This window comes from Streptomyces sp. NPDC090032, assembly GCF_044748025.1.
In the GTDB taxonomy this organism is placed as follows: domain Bacteria; phylum Actinomycetota; class Actinomycetes; order Streptomycetales; family Streptomycetaceae; genus Streptomyces.
Genome location: NZ_JBIVFF010000006.1, coordinates 482335 through 499461, shown reverse-complemented (window position 1 = coordinate 499461; position 17127 = coordinate 482335). Strand labels below are relative to the sequence as shown.

The 17127-nt window shown below is 70.6% G+C and carries 14 protein-coding genes; 9 read left to right on the top strand and 5 right to left on the bottom strand.

The window, feature by feature from the left end:
• Positions 1-85: 85 nt before the first annotated feature.
• The 3 genes from ACIPWY_RS17655 to ACIPWY_RS17645 all read right to left on the bottom strand — a co-directional run bounded on the left by ACIPWY_RS17655 (position 86) and on the right by ACIPWY_RS17645 (position 5311).
• On the bottom strand, positions 86-1363 hold the full coding sequence (locus ACIPWY_RS17655; protein WP_401533765.1) for a serine hydrolase domain-containing protein: 1278 nt from the start codon (positions 1361-1363) through the stop codon (positions 86-88).
• Between the two features lie 272 nt (positions 1364-1635).
• Positions 1636-3591 carry a YncE family protein gene (locus ACIPWY_RS17650; protein WP_401533763.1) on the bottom strand — a complete coding sequence of 652 codons (1956 nt, stop codon included), beginning with the start codon at positions 3589-3591 and terminating at the stop codon, positions 1636-1638.
• A gap of 259 nt (positions 3592-3850) precedes the next feature.
• Positions 3851-5311 (bottom strand): purine-cytosine permease family protein, encoded by a 1461-nt coding sequence (locus ACIPWY_RS17645; RefSeq protein ID WP_401533760.1) that lies wholly within the window; start codon positions 5309-5311, stop codon positions 3851-3853.
• 159 nt (positions 5312-5470) lie between these two features.
• Here ACIPWY_RS17645 and ACIPWY_RS17640 point away from each other — a divergent pair, with 159 nt between their 5' ends.
• The 6 genes from ACIPWY_RS17640 to ACIPWY_RS17615 all read left to right on the top strand — a co-directional run bounded on the left by ACIPWY_RS17640 (position 5471) and on the right by ACIPWY_RS17615 (position 10827).
• Entirely contained in the window at positions 5471-6379 is a 909-nt protein-coding gene (locus tag ACIPWY_RS17640) for a LysR family transcriptional regulator (protein WP_326775143.1), read from the top strand.
• 195 nt (positions 6380-6574) lie between these two features.
• Complete coding sequence (locus tag ACIPWY_RS17635) at positions 6575-7111, top strand: flavin reductase family protein (protein ID WP_362898219.1); 537 nt, start codon at positions 6575-6577, stop codon at positions 7109-7111.
• A complete protein-coding gene (locus ACIPWY_RS17630) occupies positions 7108-8580 on the top strand; it encodes a 4-hydroxyphenylacetate 3-hydroxylase family protein (protein WP_393701301.1) in 1473 nt (490 codons plus the stop codon). Before ACIPWY_RS17635 ends, ACIPWY_RS17630 begins: the two co-directional genes overlap by 4 nt.
• Positions 8577-8999, top strand: coding sequence for a RidA family protein (locus ACIPWY_RS17625; protein ID WP_362898215.1), 423 nt, complete (start codon positions 8577-8579; stop codon positions 8997-8999). The genes ACIPWY_RS17630 and ACIPWY_RS17625 overlap by 4 nt, the downstream gene beginning before the upstream one ends.
• Positions 8996-9673: a DUF1028 domain-containing protein gene (locus ACIPWY_RS17620; RefSeq protein ID WP_393701304.1), complete on the top strand. Its 678-nt coding sequence runs from the start codon at positions 8996-8998 to the stop codon at positions 9671-9673. The genes ACIPWY_RS17625 and ACIPWY_RS17620 overlap by 4 nt, the downstream gene beginning before the upstream one ends.
• The gene (locus ACIPWY_RS17615; protein ID WP_393701306.1) at positions 9670-10827 is read left to right on the top strand and encodes a M20 family metallopeptidase; all 1158 of its coding nucleotides are present in this window, start codon (positions 9670-9672) and stop codon (positions 10825-10827) included. Before ACIPWY_RS17620 ends, ACIPWY_RS17615 begins: the two co-directional genes overlap by 4 nt.
• Here ACIPWY_RS17615 and ACIPWY_RS17610 read toward each other — a convergent pair.
• Complete coding sequence (locus ACIPWY_RS17610; protein ID WP_393701308.1) at positions 10805-11437, bottom strand: TetR/AcrR family transcriptional regulator; 633 nt, start codon at positions 11435-11437, stop codon at positions 10805-10807. The genes ACIPWY_RS17615 and ACIPWY_RS17610 overlap by 23 nt on opposite strands.
• A gap of 119 nt (positions 11438-11556) precedes the next feature.
• Here ACIPWY_RS17610 and ACIPWY_RS17605 point away from each other — a divergent pair, with 119 nt between their 5' ends.
• From ACIPWY_RS17605 to ACIPWY_RS17595, 3 genes are all read left to right on the top strand, one after another.
• Positions 11557-13020 (top strand): aldehyde dehydrogenase, encoded by a 1464-nt coding sequence (locus ACIPWY_RS17605; protein ID WP_393701310.1) that lies wholly within the window; start codon positions 11557-11559, stop codon positions 13018-13020.
• A 44-nt stretch (positions 13021-13064) separates the two neighbouring features.
• The gene (locus tag ACIPWY_RS17600) at positions 13065-14417 is read left to right on the top strand and encodes an aspartate aminotransferase family protein (protein ID WP_362898205.1); all 1353 of its coding nucleotides are present in this window, start codon (positions 13065-13067) and stop codon (positions 14415-14417) included.
• Between the two features lie 149 nt (positions 14418-14566).
• Positions 14567-16093, top strand: coding sequence for an APC family permease (locus ACIPWY_RS17595; protein WP_401533855.1), 1527 nt, complete (start codon positions 14567-14569; stop codon positions 16091-16093).
• Between the two features lie 300 nt (positions 16094-16393).
• Here the strand turns inward: ACIPWY_RS17595 and phoU are convergent, their stop codons facing one another.
• Complete coding sequence (phoU, locus tag ACIPWY_RS17590; RefSeq protein ID WP_362898201.1) at positions 16394-17077, bottom strand: phosphate signaling complex protein PhoU; 684 nt, start codon at positions 17075-17077, stop codon at positions 16394-16396.
• Positions 17078-17127 lie beyond the last annotated feature (50 nt).

The following is a 17127-nucleotide window of genomic DNA, read 5'->3' as shown; positions in this document are numbered from 1 at the left end:
GAGAGCATGGGCGGAGCCGGAGCCGGAGCCGGAGCCGGATCGAGGCGGCGGTGACGGTGCCGTGGAAGTGAAGAAGAAGGGTTCGTCACTTGGCCGCGGGCTGGGCCGGGAGGTTGAAGACGTTGGCCGGGGAGACGATCTTGGTGATCGCCTGGCCGACGAGGGTGCTCGGCTCCGAGTTGTCGTGGTTGGTGTCGGTGTTCAGGACCACCACGAGGGTCGCCTTGGCCGACGGCAGGTAGATCGTCAGGGTCTCGTAGCCCGGCAGGGAGCCGTTGTGGCCGATCCAGCCCTGGACGTTGAAGATGCCGAGGCCGTAACCCGCGCCCGGGATCGTGGTCTTCGGTGTGATGAGGCGCTGCTTCTGCGTGGCGGGGCTGATCATCGCGTCGCCGCTGGGGAACTTGCCCGTGGCGACCGTGGGTGCCCAGGTGCGCAGGTCGTCCAGCGTGGAGATCATCGCGCCGGCCGCCCAGCCCCAGGACGGGTTCCAGTCGGCCGAGTCCTCGGTCTTCCCGCTCGCGGTCTGGTCCGTGTAGCCCTGCGCGTGCGGCTTCGGGAACTCGCTGCCGGTCGGGAACAGCGTGTGGTTCATGCCGGCCGGGGTGAGGATGTTGTCCTTGATGTACTCGTTGAGCGGCCGGCCGCTCTCCTTCTCGACGACGAGGCCGAGCAGGATGAGGTTGGTGTTGCAGTAGTAGAACTTCTCGCCCGGCGCGAACAGCACGGGGTGCTTGAACGAGTAGTCGAGGAGCTGCTGCGGAGTGAACGGCCGCTCCGGATTCGACGTCAGTGCCTTGTAGAAGTCCTCTTCCTCCGAGTAGTTGAAGAGTCCGCTGCGCATCTCGGCGAGCTGCCGGATGGTGATCTTGTCCCCGTTGGGGACGCCGTCGATGTACTTGCCGATCGGGTCGTCGAGGCCGACCTTGTTCTCGTCGACCAGCTGCAGGATCGACGTGACGGTGAACGTCTTGGTCTCGCTGCCGATACGCGTGTACAGGTCGGGCGACATCTTCTGGCCCGTGCTCTTGTCGGCGGTGCCGAAGGACTTCACGTACTCGCCCTTGTCCGGCGTCCACACTCCGAACGTCACGCCCGGCACATCGGCCTCACGCATGACTTTCTGCACGGCCGCGTCGAGTTCCTTCTCCACGGCGGGAGTGAGCTTCTGGACCTGGCCCGCAGCTGCCGACCCGGAATCGGACGGTGAGGGCGGGTCGGTGGCGCGGAGTACGGAGGCGGAGCTGGAGGATACGGCGGCCGGTGTGGCGAACGCGGATCCACCCGCTATCGGCACCGCGAGCGTTCCCACGGCTACGGCGGTCACAGCCCCCCTGCGCAATCCTCGGTTCGAGTGCGTCATGAGCTGACTCCAACCGTATGAGACGAACCCACAGGAAGAACTCGGAACCATCGTAGGGCGGGTCCCCACTCGCCGCCTGTCCAGTGACGCAACAAGACCCTTCAGTCGACTCCACGCTGCCGCCCGAGGGGGTGAGCACGACGCATGCCGAGCGTGCCGACAGGCACAGAGCACGCAGCGCACCGCCGGTCACACGTCGCAGGGGAAGCGCCGAGAAGGGCCGTACCTTCATCGCGCCTCCCCCGATCGTGACGTTTACCCCAACCAGCGCATCACTTCGTGAAGTTGAGGTACTTCCAGGAGCCGTGCGTCGTCGAGTTGACGTTGTCGCCCGACGAGGCGTTGATGTACGAGGAGCGCATGCGGGCGCGGACTCCGGACTGGTCGGGGGCCGGGAGGCGGACCGCCGACCTGCCGTCCGTGGCGAGGGCGAAATACTCCGAGCCGGACGAGTACCACTTGCCGTTCGAGTAGACCTCGAGCTCGAAGCGCTGCTTGCGGCCCTTGTAGTAGGTCATCGTCGTCGTGAAGACCGGGTCCGTGGACTTGTGGAAGTAGTAGTACGTCGTCGAGCCGATCTTGCCCGTCTTGTAGTGCTTGGCCACCGACGTGGAGATCTTCACCTTGGCGTACGCGGTCGACTTCGCCGTCTTGGAACCCGTACGGGAGTCGCCCGCGAAGACCGCGGTCACGTCGGTGTCGCGCTTCATGTCGACGGTCGCGGACAGGTTCCCGGAGGAGTTGACCGTGCCCTTCTTGATCAGGGTGTTCGGCTTGTCGGAGCCGTACGGGTTCGCCCAGATCTCCACCGTGCGGTTCTTGTACGTCGAGCCGAGGTGCGCGGTGAACGAGACGTCGGCACCGTAGCCGTAGACGTTGCCGTTCTTGTTCAGGGTCAGCGACGCGGCGGTGCGGGAGACCGAGACCTTGTCGGACGCGGTGACCGCCGCGTGCTCGGCGTCGCCCGCGTAGGCGACCTGGTACGTGACCGTGCCGCCGGCCGGCGGGGTGTCGCTGAAGGAGTACGAGCCGTCCGCCTTCACCGTCACCGGGGCCAGCGCCTTGCCGTTCGGGCTGTCCAGGTCGGTGCGCGTGACCTTGAGCGCGACGCCGCCCGGCAGCGGCACGGTTGCCGAGAGCTTGCCGGACACGGTGAGCTTCTTGCCGCGCGTGGCGGTGGAGGGGGCGCTCGCCGTGAGGGTCGGCACGTTGAGCGTCGGGTCGGTGAGCGCCTTCAGCGTGTAGCCGCCGCTCGTCCCGACGAGCGCGAAGATCCGGGAGGCGTCCGGGGCCCAGGTCAGGTCGGCCGTGCCGGTCGTGCTCGTGGTGTACGTGCGCAGCGGCTTGGCCGCGCCGGGCCGGTAGACGGCCAGCTTGTCGCCGTTGGTCTGGGCGACCAGTCCGTTCGCGGCGACGTCCGCCCGCTGCCCGGAGGGGTACGCGCCGGAGGCGGTGAACTTCCCGTCGGCGTAGGCGTCCCGCTGGAAGCCGTTGACCAGGACCTCCGGGGCGCCGGGCACGAGGTCGATGTCCCCGATGCCGCTGTTGAGCGTGTAGTCGCCCTGGTAGAAGGCGCGCAGCTGCGGCGTGGTGCCCGAGACGTCGACGACGGCCATCGAGTCCGACGAGATGCCGGTCTGGCCGACCGCGAGGAGGCCGGGCGAGGCCGGGTCGGTGTCGAGGAGCGCCGGGTCGTGGATCATGGCGCCGGCGGGCAGCTGCCCCATCGCCACGGCGCCGTTCCCGCCCGCCGGGTCCGCGGCGGGGTCCGCGGTCGGGTCCACCGACCCCAGGTTGCCGTCCCACTGGTCGCCGTACGAGAACCAGGCCTTGCCGCCCGCGAAGGCAAGGTGGCGCGGGCCCTTGTCGGTGGCGACGGCGTAGCGGGACTTGATGTCGAGGGTGGCCGCGTCGAGCGCGACGACCTCGTGGCTGCCTTCGGCCGCCGCGTAGAGGGTGGCGCCGTCGTCGGACACCGCCAGGCCGGCGACCCCCGAGATGCCGCTCACCGAGTCGACGACCGCGCCCGTGTAGTCGGCGGCCACGATCTTCCCGGCCGAGCGGTCGCCGACGAACACCCGGTGCAGGGCTCCGTCGGCGACGATGCCGCCGGGCGAGGCGACCGTGGCGGTCGCGGCCGAGGCGGCACCGGCCGCGGCGACGCTGAGCGCCGCCGAACTGAAGAGGACCGCGAGCGCTGTCGCGGTCGAGATGCTGCGCGTACGCATGTGAGTCGTGCCCCCACGATGAGAAACCCGGTGGATGGCCGGGTGTTGATGAGAGTGAGCCGCCGCGCGGCACCCGCACGCCGGCGCCGGTGAGGGCGCGGCACGTGCGGGGCGCGGCTGCTTCGCGCAGCGTATGGCATGAACGGGGCAGGTGGGGAGGGGGTTATCCGTGGTGCGTCGTTCAGCTCGTGGCGTGGCGTGGCGTGCGCTCAGGCAGTTCGTGGGGTGCGCTCAGGCGACCGCCGTCACGCGGTCGCCGTCAAGCGCTCGCAGAAGCCGAGTCCGCCGGCACCCCCGAATCCGTGCCCGCCCCCAACTCGGCCCCCGCCTCCGTCACATCGCTCCCGTCCCGCGCCGCCACCCGCCGCGCCCACACGTAGTACACCGGCGCCGTCACCACCAGACCCACGAGCCAGGACAGGTCCGCGCCGCCGAGCGGAGCGACCAGTGGGCCCGTGTACAGCGACGTGGCGACGAACGGGAGTTGGACCGCGATGCCGATCGCGTACGACGTCAGGGCCACCGGGTTGAAGCGGCCGTAGCGCCCGCCGTCGGGCGCGAAGAGGTCGCCGAGCGCGTAGCGCCCGCGGTGGACGAGGTAGAAGTCGATGAGATTGATCGCCGTCCAGGGGACGAGGACGACGAGCAGGACGAGTACGAGGTTCACGAAGCTGGAGACGAAGTCGCTGGACAGCGCCGTCGCGATGACCAGCGCGCCCGCGAGGACCACCGCGGAGACGACGCCGCGGGCCCGCCGGCGCGGGGTCCACGCGGGCCGGAACGTCTGGCACACGGTGATCAGGGACAGCACCGCGCCGTAGAGGTTGAGCGCGTTGTGGTTGATGACCGAGAAGAGGAACAGGAGCAGGACGACCGGGCCGAAACCGCCCGCCGCGCTGTCGAAGCCCGCCACGGTGTCGTCCGTGCCGGGCGACGCGAGGCCGATCACCGTGCCCGCGAGGAACGACAGCGTGGAGCCGAGGCACGAGCCCCAGTACGTGGCCCAGAAGGTCGACGCCGTACGGACCGTGCGCGGCAGGTAGCGCGAGTAGTCGGAGACGTACGGGGCGAAGGCCAGCTGCCACAGGGCGCTCAGGGACACCGTCGCCAGCCAGCCCGCGAACGTGAAGGAGCCCGCCGAGAAGAAGCCGTCGGGCAGGCCGCGCGCGACCACCACGGCGAGGCCGACCAGGACGCCCGCCCCGAGCACCCACGTCGCGATCTTGTTGAGGGTGTGGATGAGGCGGTAGCCGACCCAGCAGATCAGGGCCGAGCCGAGCGCCCCGAGCACGATGCCCGCGTCGACCGGTACCGCGGGCGCGAGGCCGTGCAGGGACTTGCCGGCCAGGACGATGTTCGAGGCGAAGAACCCGATGTACATCGCCGCCGCGACGACCACGATGAGCAGCGCGCCCACGCTGCCGAACTGCGCCCGGCTCTGGATCATCTGCGGGACGCCGAGCTGCGGGCCCTGCGCGGAGTGCAGTGCCATGAAGACGGCGCCGACGAGCTGGCCGACCAGGATCGCGAGGACGCCGGACCAGAACGACTGGTGGAAGACCTGGACGCCCATGGCGCCGGTGACCAGCGGCAACGGCGCGATGTTCGTGCCGAACCACATGGTGAACAGGTCACGGACGCGGCCATGACGCTCGCTCTCGGGAACGTGGTCGATGGTGTGCTGCTCGACGGCCGGGGCCGCCTCGGGTGTGGCGGGCATGCGGACTCCCTGTCCGGAAAACGAGGGGGCGTTCGGGCGTGCGGGTCGGTTGGGGAGTCTCGCCACCCTCGCGTTCCCCGGTCAAACATCGATTTCCCGGGAGTTACATCTGTTTTCCCGATGCAGACAGACGGCGGACGCTGTGGGCACAATCCCGCCATGGCCAAGGACGCGAACTTCACCCTCGTGCAGCTGCGGTACTTCCTCGCCGCCGCCGAGCTCGGCAGCATGACCGCCGCCGCGCACCGCATCAACGTCTCGCAGTCCGCGGTCTCCACCGCCGTGCACCACCTGGAGCGCGAGCTCGGTGTGCAGCTCCTGATCCGCCGGCACGCGAAGGGTCTGGAGCTGACGGCCGCGGGGGAGCGGTTCCTGCACGAGCTGCGCGGCTTCCTCACGCACGCCGACGAGCTCGCGGAGTCGGCCAGGAGCCTGGGCGCCGACCTCGTCGGCGAGCTGGCCGTGGGCTGCTTCCAGACGCTCGCCCCGTTCTATCTGCCGCGCCTGCTGCGGGAGTTCGGCGAGCGCCAGCCCGCCGTACGCGTCGAGGTCGTCGAGGGCGACATCCCGGCCGTGCAGGAGAGCCTGCGCACGGGCGCCTGCGAACTGGCGCTGCTCTACGACATGGATCTCGACGCCGACATCGAGTGCGAGGTCCTCGCGATGGCCCCGCCGTACGCCCTGGTCCCCGAGGGGCACCGGCTCGCGGGCGGCGGCCGGGCCCGCCTCGCCGACCTCGCGGACGAGCCGATGATCCTCCTCGACCTGCCCGCCAGCCGCGACTACTTCCGCTCCGTCGCCGCCAAGGCCGGCGTCGAACCGCGCATCAGCCACCGCACCCGCAGCTACGAGACCGTGCGCGCCCTGGTCGCCGCCGGATACGGCTGGTCGCTGCTCAACCAACGGCCCGCGCACGACCGCACGTACGACGGTTCGAGCGTCGTCGCCCTGCCGCTCGCCGACCCGCTGCCCGCGCTCCCCGTCGTCCTGGCGAAGCTGCGCGGGGTGCGGCTGACGGGCCGCGCCCAGGCGTTCGCGACGGCGTGCCGGGAGGCCTTGCGCGCCTGACGACCAGCTCGGTCCCGAGCTTCTCCGGTATCTCAGAGCATCTCGGGCGTCTCCGGGCATCCCCAAATCAATGCATCCCAAATCAATGCATCTCCAAAACCAATGCAGTAGCGCTAAAAGATCTGTTGTACGGATGCAGGTCCCGGCTCCCATAGTGGTCGCATCACAGCCCACTCGCTCCGAGGGAGGCCGCTCATGACCATTGCTCCGGACCAACTCCTCACATCCCGCCAGGACTTCGTGGCCGCGATGGGGAACGCCGCGACGGGCGTGACCGTTGTCTCCACAGAAGGACCGGCCGGTCGCTTCGCCCAGACCGTCTCCGCCATGTGCTCCGTCTCCGCCGACCCGCCGTCCCTGCTGGTCTGTGTGAACGAGCGGAGCCCCCTCGCCGAGGCCGCCGTGCGCAACGGCGTCATCGCCGTGAGCGTCCTCGCCGCCGGCCAGGCCCACGTCTCCGACGTGTTCGCCGGCCGCCCCGCCCACGGCAGTGGTCCCTACGACTTCGCCAGCGCCGAGTGGGACGTCCTTGCCACCGGCGCCCCCGTCCTGCGCGGCGCGGCCGCCGCCTTCGACTGCCGCCTCGCCGACTCCGTCACGCAGGGCACCCACCAGGTCCTGTTCGGCGCGGTCGTCGCCTCCGCGGTGTCCGGCGCGCGCCCCCTCGTCCACCACGCCCGTACGTACGCCACCCCGAGCCCCCTCAACTCCCCCAAGGAGCACGGCGCATGATCCGCACCGGAGACCAGTACCGCGAGTCGATCCGCGACGGCCGCGACGTATGGATGAACGGGGAGAAGGTCACCGACGTGACCACGCACCCCGCGTTCAAGCCGCTGGTCGACATACGCGCCCGGATCTACGACATGGCCCACGACCCGGCGACCCGGGACTCCATGACGTACAAGGACGAGACGACCGGTGAGGTCAACGCGATCCAGCAGAAGCCGCCGCGCAGCCGCGAGGACTGGGACGCGAAGCGGGCCGCGACGGACGCGGTGCTGAGCGACGTCGGCGGTGTCGTCACCCGCGTCGGTGACGAGACGATCGGCGAGGTCTGGTCGCTCATCGACGGCCAGGACGTCCTGAACGAGATCAACCCGACGTACGCGGAGAACGTCAAGCGGCACATCGACCACGCGCTGTACGCCGACCCCTTCCACGTCTCGGCGAACACCGACCCGAAGGGCGACCGCTCCAAGCGCCCCCAGGACCAGGACCCGGACATGCTCCTGCACGTCGTGCGGGAGACGGACAGCGGCATCGTCGTGCGCGGCGCCAAGTACGAGACGGCCGCCGCCTACTCGAACCAGGCGTTCACGAAGCCGACCATCGCTAACTGGGGCGACTCCGAACTCTCCGACTACGCCCTCGGGTTCATCGCGGACATGGGCTCGCCCGGCCTGAAGTACATCTGCCGTACGGGCTTCGCCGGTACGAAGGCGCCCGCCGACTACCCGGTCTCCAGCCGTTTCGACGAGGTCGACACCCTGGTCGTCTTCGACGACGTCGAGATCCCCTGGGAGAACGTCCTCTTCTACCGGGACACCAAGGCCGCCACCTTCATCCGCGCCACGCTCCACCGCTACAGCGCGTTCGCGTTCACGCAGCGCAATCTGCGGCTCGCGGACCTGATGATCGGCGCCGCGCTGTGGAACGTGAAGCAGACCGGCCTGGAGAAGCAGCAGGCCGTGCAGGAGAAGCTGGCGACGCTGGCCTGCTACCGCGAGGGCATCAACGCGCACCTGACCGCGTCCATCGCGATGGCGGAGCCCAGCCCCGGCGGGCTCCTCATGCCGAACCAGTCGCTCCTGTACACCGGCCGCGTCCTGGCCTGCTCGCAGCTGCACGAGATGATGCACATCGCGCGCGAGCTGTGCGGCGGCCAGATCTGCATCACGCCCGACAAGGCGTCCTTCGACCACCCGGACACCAAGCCGTGGCTCGACAAGTTCTACTCGATCAACGAGCACTGGGTCGCCGAGGACCGCCGCAAGCTCCTCGCGTACGCCCGTGACCTGCTCAACTCGGACTACGCGGGCCACCGTCTGACGTTCCAGCTCTTCGCGCAGTCCCCGCCGTTCGCGCACCTCGGCGCGGTCTACCGCAACTTCGACTGGGAGGGGCCGCTCGACCTGGTGAAGGACGCGGCCGGCCTCAGCGACAACGTGCTGGGCACGCTGGGGAGGAAGGCCAAGTGACGACCCATCGGCGCATCCGTCCCTTCAACACGGCCGACACGTACCCCGAGCAGGACCTGTCCAACGACCTCGCGCAGGCGGTCGTCGCCGACGGCACGGTCTATCTGCGCGGCCAGATCGGCCAGGATCTCGACACCCGCGAGAACGTCGGCGTCGGCGACGTCGCCGCCCAGGCCGAGAAGGCCATGGCGAACATCGCGATGCTCCTGGAGGAGTCAGGCAGCCGCCTCGACGACATCGTCAAGATCACCGTCTATCTGACGGACATCCGCTTCCGCGAGCCCGTCTACCGCGTCATGGGCCACCGGCTGAAGGGCGTCCACTACGTCTCCACGGGCCTGGTCGTGTCGGCGCTCGCCCGCCCGGAGTGGCTCGTCGAGATCGACGCGACGGCCGTCATCCCGAAGGAGCGCCGATGACGTTCTCGATCGCCGCGCGCTGTCCGCGCACGGGCCGGTTCGGGGTGGCCGTCACCTCGTCCTCGCCGGCCGTCGCCGCGCGCTGCGCGCACGTACGGCCCGGAGTGGGTGCCGTCTGCTCGCAGAACGTCACCGACCCGCGCCTCGGCACCCGCCTGCTCGACCTCCTGGAATCCGGGGTGCCCGCGAAGACGGCCGTGCATGAGCTTGCGGCCCGACCTCAGGTGGAATGGCGGCAGTTGACGGCCGTCGGCGCCTCCGGTCCCGGTGCGGTCTTCTCGGGCGCGCGGACCCTCGGCACGTACGCGGAGGCGGTCGGCCCCGACGCCGTGGCCGCGGGGAACCTCCTGTCAGGACCCGGCGTCCCCCGGGCGGTGCTCGACGCGTTCACGGGCGCGGACCCCGAGGCTCCGCTCGCCCGCCGCCTCGTCGACGCCCTGGCCGCGGGCGCGGCGGTGGGCGGCGAGGCGGGCCCGGTCCACTCGGCCGGACTCCTGGTCGTCGACACGGTGCCGTGGCCGGTGACGGACCTGCGCGTGGACTGGACCGAGGGCGACCCGATCGCCGAGCTCGCGGACCTGTGGAAACGGTGGGAGCCGCAGGAGGAGGCGTACGTGCAGCGGGCGCTCGCCCCGGACGAGGCGCCGAACTACGGCGTGCCGGGGGACGAGTGAGGCCCGTGCGCGAGGCGGTCGCGAAGGCGGCGCCCGGACTCCTCGCCCTGAGCCACCGCATCCACGCGAACCCCGAGGTGGCGTGGGAGGAGGAGAAGGCGGCGCGCTGGACCGCGCACGCCCTCGACGGCCTCGGCTACGACGTCGTGACCGGCACCGCCGGCCTGCCCACCGCCTTCACCGCCACCCTCGGCAGCGGCCCGCTCCACCTCGCGATCTGCGCCGAGTACGACGCGCTGCCCGGCCTCGGCCACGCCTGCGGGCACAACGTCATCGCGGCTGCGGCGGTGGGAGCGGCGGCCGGGCTGGCGCCGGTGGCCGACGAGTTGGGCCTCAAGGTCACCGTCTTCGGCACCCCGGCCGAGGAGGGCGGCGGCGGCAAGATCCTCATGCTGGAGCGCGGCGCCTTCGACGGGGTGCACGCCGCGATGATGGTGCACCCCGGGCCGGCGGACGTCGCCGAGGCCGACCCGTACGCGGTCGCGCACCTCAAGGTCCGCTACCACGGCAAGGCGGCGCACGCGGCGGCCTACCCGGAGCAGGGCCGCAACGCGGCGGACGCGTTCACGGTCGCCCAGGTAGCCATCGGTCTCCTGCGCCAGCAGCTCCCGTCCACGACGCGCGTGCACGGCATGGTGACGCGCGGCGGGGAGGCCCCGAACGCGATCCCGGAGCTGACCGAGGGCCGCTGGTACGTGCGCGCGGGCAGCCTGGAGGAGCTGTCAGCGCTCCAGCCGCGCGTCGAGAGGTGCTTCGAGGCCGGCGCGCTCGCCTCGGCCTGCGACCTGGAGATCGAGCCGGAGTCCCGCCCGTACTCGGAGTTCCGCAACGATGCCGCGATGCTGGCCGCCTACCGCCGGGCGGCCGAGTCCCTAGGTCGTACGTTCGACATCTCCGGATCCCCGGCGGCCCGCATGAACCGCGCCTCCACGGACATGGGCAACGTCTCCCGCGTCCTGCCCGCCATCCACCCCTACCTGGGCATCAGCTCGCTGCCCGCGGTCAACCACCAGAAGGAGTTCGCGGAGGCGTGCGTCACCCCGGACGCCGACCGGGCGGTCCTCGACGGCGCGCTCGCCATGGCGCTCACCGCGGTGGCCCTCGCGGGCGACGACGGCGAGAGGGCCCGGCTCACAGCTCGGGGCAGCCGGTGACCGTCCGCGCGTAGCCGAGGAGCAGGCGCCGGGCGACGTCCGGCGTCAGCTCGGCGTTTCGGCTGACGATGTGCAGTCCGTAGCCGTCCTCCAGCGCGACGAGGTTGCGCGCGAGGTCGGTGACGGGTTCGGTCAGCGTGAACTCCCCGACAGCCGCGCCGACTTCGAGCACGGTCGCGTACAGGGCGACCTCGCGTGCGAAGAGCGACGCCATCAGCGTCGCGTGCCCGGAGCTGCGGTCGGCGCGCCGGTGCAGCTCGAAGAGCAGCCCGTGCACGGCGTCCCCCGAGCCGCCCGGCAGGCCGCTGCCCACGAGAGCCCGCAGCCGTGCGGCGGCCCCGGCCGCTCCAGTCGCCCCGTCCACCCCGTCCGCGGCCTTCTGCCGGGCGGCGAGATAGCGCTCCACGGCGCCCCGGTGCACTTCGAGGACCAGCTCGCCCATCTCCGGGTAGTAGTAGAGAACCGACCCCGCCGACATGCCCGCCTCGGCGGCGATGTCCTTGATGCGCAGCCCTTCCAGGCCCCGCTCGGCGATGGCGCGCCCCGCCGCGTCGACGAGGGCCTCGCGGCGCGCCGTCTGGTTCTTCGGTCTCCCAGGCTTGTTCCCCATGGGTTAATTCTCTGTTACTCGGTTCAAATAAATCAAGTTCCTTGCGTCCAGGGCATTGACGGCCCGGCACCCCATTGTTTGAATCCGATCTCAAAGAAGTAGAGGGGAGCAGCCGCCGCATGCACGCCTACGCAGACTGGCAGCGCCGAGCAGCAGAACTGACGCCCCGCACAAGGGCGTTCATCAACGGCACATGGACCGAATCCCGAACCCGGGCGACCTTCCCCACCACCGACCCGGCCACCGGCAAGGTCACCGCACACGTCACGCGCGGCGAAGCGCCCGAGATCGACGCGGCGGTCCGCGCAGCCCGCGCCTCCTTCGAGGACGGCCGCTGGTCCCGCACCGACCCGGCGGCCCGCAAGCGCGTCCTGCTCAGGCTCGCCGACCTGATCACCGCCAACGCCGAGGAGCTGGCCCTCTTCGACACCCTCGACATGGGCAAGCCGATCGCCGAGTCCTACGGCACGGACGTACCCGGCGCGGCCGGCGTCTTCGCCTGGTACGCGGAGGCCGCGGACAAGCTGTACGACGAGATCGCGCCGGCGCCACCCGGCAGCCTGGCGACGGTCCGCCGCACGCCGCTGGGCGTGGTGGGCGCCGTGGTCCCCTGGAACTTCCCGCTGGACCTGGCGAGTTGGAAGCTGGCCCCGGCGCTCGCGGCGGGCAACAGTGTCGTACTCAAGCCGGCCGAGCAGTCCCCGCTGTCGGCCCTGCGCCTGGCCGAACTGGCGGCGGAGGCGGGCCTGCCCGACGGAGTCCTGAACGTCGTCCCCGGCCTGGGCGACACGGCGGGCCGGGCCCTCGGCCTGCACGGGGACGTCGACACCCTGGTCTTCACGGGCTCGACGAAGGTCGCCCGCCTCTTCCAGGCCTACGCCGCCGAGTCGAACATGAAGCAGGTCTGGCCGGAGGCGGGCGGCAAGAGCCCGAACGTGGTCTTCGCCGACGCGGACCTGGACGCGGCGGCGGAGCGCGCCGCCTGGGGATTCGCGTACAACGCGGGCCAGGTCTGCTCCTCCAACACCCGCCTCCTGGTGGAGAGCTCGATCGCCGACGACTTCACGGCCCGCGTCGCGGAGCACGCGGCACGCTTCGTACCGGGTGACCCCCTGGACCCCGGCACGAACCTCGGTCCGCTGGTGGACGAGGCCCAGGCCGTCCGGGTCCTCGCGGCGATCGAGGCATCGGAGGGCAAGGTGATCACGGGCGGTACCCGCGACGGCGCCTACGTCACCCCCACGATCGTCACCGGCCTGCACCCCGACGCACCCCTGGCCCGCGAGGAACTCTTCGGCCCGGTCCTGACGGTCCACCCCTTCACCACGGAGGCCGAGGCGGTCGCGACGGCGAACGACTCCCCGTACGGACTGGCGGCCTCCCTGTGGACGAGGGACCTGGCCCGCGCCCACCGGGTGGCGGACGCCCTGCACGCCGGGACGGTCTCGGTGAACACGGTCGACGCACTGAGCCCGCTGACGCCGTTCGGCGGCTTCAAGCAGTCCGGCCACGGCCGGGACCTGTCGCTCCACTCCCTCGACAAGTACACGGGCCTGAAGACGACGTGGATCACGTACGGGTAGCGACGACTCGCCCCCATACAACCTCCCGAAGGGACGAACACACCATGACCCTCACCCCCGCACAGCAGCTGGCCGCCACGGACCGGGCGCACATCATCCACCCCTATCTCCCCGGCACGGCCGAGGAACGCGTCGTGATGACGGACGGCAAGGGCTGCCGCCTCACCGACGCGGAGGGCCGCAGCTACCTGGACGCGACGGGCGGGCTCTGGCTCGCGCAGGTCGGCCACGGCCGCAAGGAGATCGCGGACGTCGCGCACGCGCAGATGCAGCAGCTCGAATACTTCACGAGCTTCTGGGAGTTCTCGAACGACAAGGCGATCCAGCTGGCCGAACGCCTCGCCGGCCTGGCCCCCGACCACCTCAACCACGTCTACTTCACGTCGGGCGGCTCGGAGGGCAACGAGGCGGCCATCAAGATGGCCCGCTACTACCACCACCGCAGGGGCGAGGGCTCCCGCACCTGGATCCTGGCCCGCGACAAGGCGTACCACGGCATCGGCTACGGCGGCGGCTCTGCCACCGGGTTCCCGGTCTACCACGAGGGCTTCGCCCCGATGATGCCGCACGTCAGCCACCTGACGCCGCCGTGGCCGTATCGCACCGAGCTCTATGGCGGCGCCGACCCGACGGACTTCCTGATCGCCGAACTGGAGGGGCGCATCGCACAGATCGGGGCGTCCAACATCGCGGCGATGATCGGCGAACCCATCATGGGCGTCGGCGGCATGCTGGTCCCGCCGGCGGACTACTGGCCGCGCGTGCGCGAGGTCCTCGACCGCCACGGCATCCTCCTCATCTTCGACGAGGTGGTGACGGCGTACGGCCGCGTGGGCGAGTGGTTCGCGGCCCAGCACTTCGGCGTGCAGCCGGACATCATCACGACGGCCAAGGGCATCACGTCGGGCTACACACCGCTCGGCGCACTCCTGGTCTCCGACGAGGTGACCGAGGCGCTGCTCCAGGACCACGGCTTCCCGATGGGCTACACGTACAACGGCCACCCGGTGGCGGCGGCGGTGGCCCTCGCGAACCTCGACATCATCGAACGGGAGAACCTCCTGTCGCGCGCCGTGACGATGGGCGCACACCTCCACGCCCAACTCGCCGATGAACTGGGTGACTTGCCGATCGTCGGCGAGATCCGCTCGGTCGGCATGATGCTGGCGGTGGAACTGGTCGCCGACCGCGAGACGCGCACCCCCCTTCCCCTGAACCCGGCCCGCATGCCGCACGACGTGATCCGCAAGGAGACGGGCGTCATCGTGCGCGACTCGGCCCACAGCCTGGTCCTGTCGCCGCCGCTGATCATGACGGAGCAGGAGGCGAAGGAGGCGGCGACGGCGATGCGCTCGGTCCTCGAACGCACGACACCTACAGGTGAGATCACCGAGTAGTACCACGTAGCCCCTCGGGCCCCCGCACCACGTACAGCAGCGCGCCCCACAGCCACCCGCACCGTCCCACCCGTCCCGAGCCACGAGGACACAGACGTGCCCGACTACAAAGAACAAGCACCACCACCACCAAGCACCGCCACCGCGGAATCCGCCGCCACCGCGGAATCAGCCGCCACGGAGTCCACCGGCGAAGAAGTCACCCCCACCCCCACCTCCACAGAAGCCTCCGCCGCTTCGACATCACGGCGATGGCGGTGGCCGCGGTGATCTCCTTCGACACGGTGGGCCAGATCGCGACGGGCGGCGGAGAGGCGGTGACGTGGACGGCGGTCATCGCGGTCGCGTTCCTCGTCCCGTACGCGCTGCTCTTCGCGGAGACGGGCGCGGCCTTCCCCCAGGAGGGCGGCCCCTATGTCTGGGTGAAGCTGGCCTTCGGCCGGCTGACGGCGGCGCTCACGACGCTCTTCTACTGGGTGACGAACCCGATCTGGCTGGGCGGTTCGCTCGTGTTCATCGCGGCGCAGACCTGGGACGGCTTCGTGTTCCGCCTGGGCCAGGGCACGTTCGCGGACTACGCGTTCAAGACGGTGTTCATCTGGACGGCGATCCTCACGGCGGTGGTCTCACTGCGCAAAGGCAAATGGATCACCACGGCGGGCGCGGCGGCCAAGGTCCTCGCGCTCACTCTGTTCACGGCGACGGCGGTGGCGTACGGACTGGTGCACGGCTTCCAGGGCCTGACGGGAACGGCGGGCGACACCACCGCGACCGCCACCTTCAGCCCCACGACGGCCGGCTTCCTGGCCCTGGTCCCGGTCCTCCTCTTCGCGTACGTCGGCTTCGAGGCCCCCAACGCGGCGGGCGAGGAGATGCACGACCCGCAGCGCGACGTCCCCACCGCCCTCGGCCGCTCCGCGGCGATCGCGGCGGCCTGCTACCTGCTCCCCGTACTGGCGATCCTCTCCGTGGTCCCGCCGGGCAAGGTGACCGGCATCGGCGGCTTCATGGAGGGCGCCCGGACGATCTTCACGGTCTACGGAGGAGCGAGCGGCGCGCTCCTGAAGGTGACCGCGCTCCTGTTCGTCTTCGCGCTCCTCACCCAGGGCAGCGCGTGGATGATCGTCAGCGACCGGATGCAGGCGATGGCGGCGGCGGACGGCGGCTTCTTCAGCCGCAAGCTCGGCGCGTTCCACCCCACGCTGGGCACACCGGTGCGCACGAACCTGCTGTCGGGGGCGATCGCGACGGTGTTCATGGTGGCGGCGATGCGGCTCGCGGACGGCGACGCGGCGGCGGTGTTCTCGGTCGTCCTGACCGTCGCGGTGACGACCCTGCTGCTCTCGTACCTGACGGTGATCCCGGCCCTGGCGGTCCTGCGCCTGCGCCACCGGGACGTACCGCGCCCGTACCGGGTCCCGTTCGGGACGAAGGGGTTCATGATCTGCGCGGCGCTGGTGTACGCGTGGATCCTGACCGGCTCGTGGGCGGCCCTGTTCCCGGGCACGCTGGAGGCGCTGCTCGGCATCACGTACGACTTCCACGGCACGTGGGGGGTGACGCGGACGGCATTCGAAGCATTCACTCTGGGCACGGTCGTCGCCCTGCTCCTCATCGGCACCATCGGTCACAAGATGGCCGGCGTGGTGAACACCCGCGCGCGTGTGCGCCGTTGACGCGCCCGCCGGGCTGGGCATGAACTGGGGGACAGGCAGTTCGCCCCGAGGAGGGAACACCATGGCCGAGTCCCCCACCCCCGAAGCCAGCGCAGAGCAGCCCACGGAAGTCGCGGAGCCGCACCGGCTGGTCCTGCTAGGCGCCTGCGGCTGCGGCTCGGGCTGCGGCTGCGGCTGCCAGTCGGGCGCGCCGTGCCAGTGCGGCGGCTGACCGGGCTGACATGACGGAAAATGCCGGGGGCCCCGCACCACACAGGTGCGGGGCCTCCGGCGGACTGCTCCCCCCGAGAGGGGCCCGGGTCAGCTGCCGTCGACAGGCTGCGGCTGAGGCGCCTGGATGTCGTCGGCGTGCTCACCGGTCACGAGATACACCACACGCTTGGCCACGGACACCGCGTGATCGGCGAAGCGCTCGTAGTAACGGCCGAGCAGCGTCACGTCCACGGCCGTCTCGATGCCGTGCTTCCACCGGTCGTCCATCAGGTGCTGGAACAGCGTCCGGTGCAGCAGGTCCATCTCGTCGTCGTCCTGCTCCAGCTGGAGCGCGAGGTCGACATCCTTGGTGATGATGACCTCGGCGGACTTCGCCATGAGCCGCTGCGCGAGCTGCCCCATCTCCAGGACGGTCGCGTGCAGGTCGTGCGGAACGGCCTGGTCCGGGAACCGCAGCCGGGCGAGCTTGGCCACATGCTGCGCCAGGTCACCGCTGCGCTCCAGGTCCGCGCTCATCCGCAGCGAGGTCACGACGATCCGCAGATCCGTGGCGACGGGCTGCTGGCGCGCGAGCAGGGCTATCGCCCGCGCCTCCAGGTCATGCTGCAGATCGTCGACCTTCTGATCCGCCGCGATGACACTCTCGGCCAGCTTCAGGTCGGCGTCGAGCATGGCCGTGGTGGCGCGCCCGATCGCCGACCCGACAAGGCGGGCCATCTCGACCAGGCCCTCGCCGATCGAGTCAAGTTCCTCGTGGTACGCGTCACGCATACAACTGTCCCTCTCACTCACTACTGCGGGGCTGCTGTGCCCCACGCTCC

Excerpts from the sequence above, each read along its gene's own strand:
- ACIPWY_RS17655 (WP_401533765.1), bottom strand. The coding sequence starts at position 1,363 with ATGACGCACTCGAACCGAGGATTGCGCAGGGGGGCTGTGACCGCCGTA.
- ACIPWY_RS17650 (WP_401533763.1), bottom strand. The coding sequence starts at position 3,591 with ATGCGTACGCGCAGCATCTCGACCGCGACAGCGCTCGCGGTCCTCTTC.
- ACIPWY_RS17645 (WP_401533760.1), bottom strand. The coding sequence starts at position 5,311 with ATGCCCGCCACACCCGAGGCGGCCCCGGCCGTCGAGCAGCACACCATC.
- ACIPWY_RS17640 (WP_326775143.1), top strand. The coding sequence starts at position 5,471 with ATGGCCAAGGACGCGAACTTCACCCTCGTGCAGCTGCGGTACTTCCTC.
- ACIPWY_RS17635 (WP_362898219.1), top strand. The coding sequence starts at position 6,575 with ATGACCATTGCTCCGGACCAACTCCTCACATCCCGCCAGGACTTCGTG.
- ACIPWY_RS17630 (WP_393701301.1), top strand. The coding sequence starts at position 7,108 with ATGATCCGCACCGGAGACCAGTACCGCGAGTCGATCCGCGACGGCCGC.
- ACIPWY_RS17620 (WP_393701304.1), top strand. The coding sequence starts at position 8,996 with ATGACGTTCTCGATCGCCGCGCGCTGTCCGCGCACGGGCCGGTTCGGG.
- ACIPWY_RS17610 (WP_393701308.1), bottom strand. The coding sequence starts at position 11,437 with ATGGGGAACAAGCCTGGGAGACCGAAGAACCAGACGGCGCGCCGCGAG.
- ACIPWY_RS17605 (WP_393701310.1), top strand. The coding sequence starts at position 11,557 with ATGCACGCCTACGCAGACTGGCAGCGCCGAGCAGCAGAACTGACGCCC.
- ACIPWY_RS17600 (WP_362898205.1), top strand. The coding sequence starts at position 13,065 with ATGACCCTCACCCCCGCACAGCAGCTGGCCGCCACGGACCGGGCGCAC.
- phoU (WP_362898201.1), bottom strand. The coding sequence starts at position 17,077 with ATGCGTGACGCGTACCACGAGGAACTTGACTCGATCGGCGAGGGCCTG.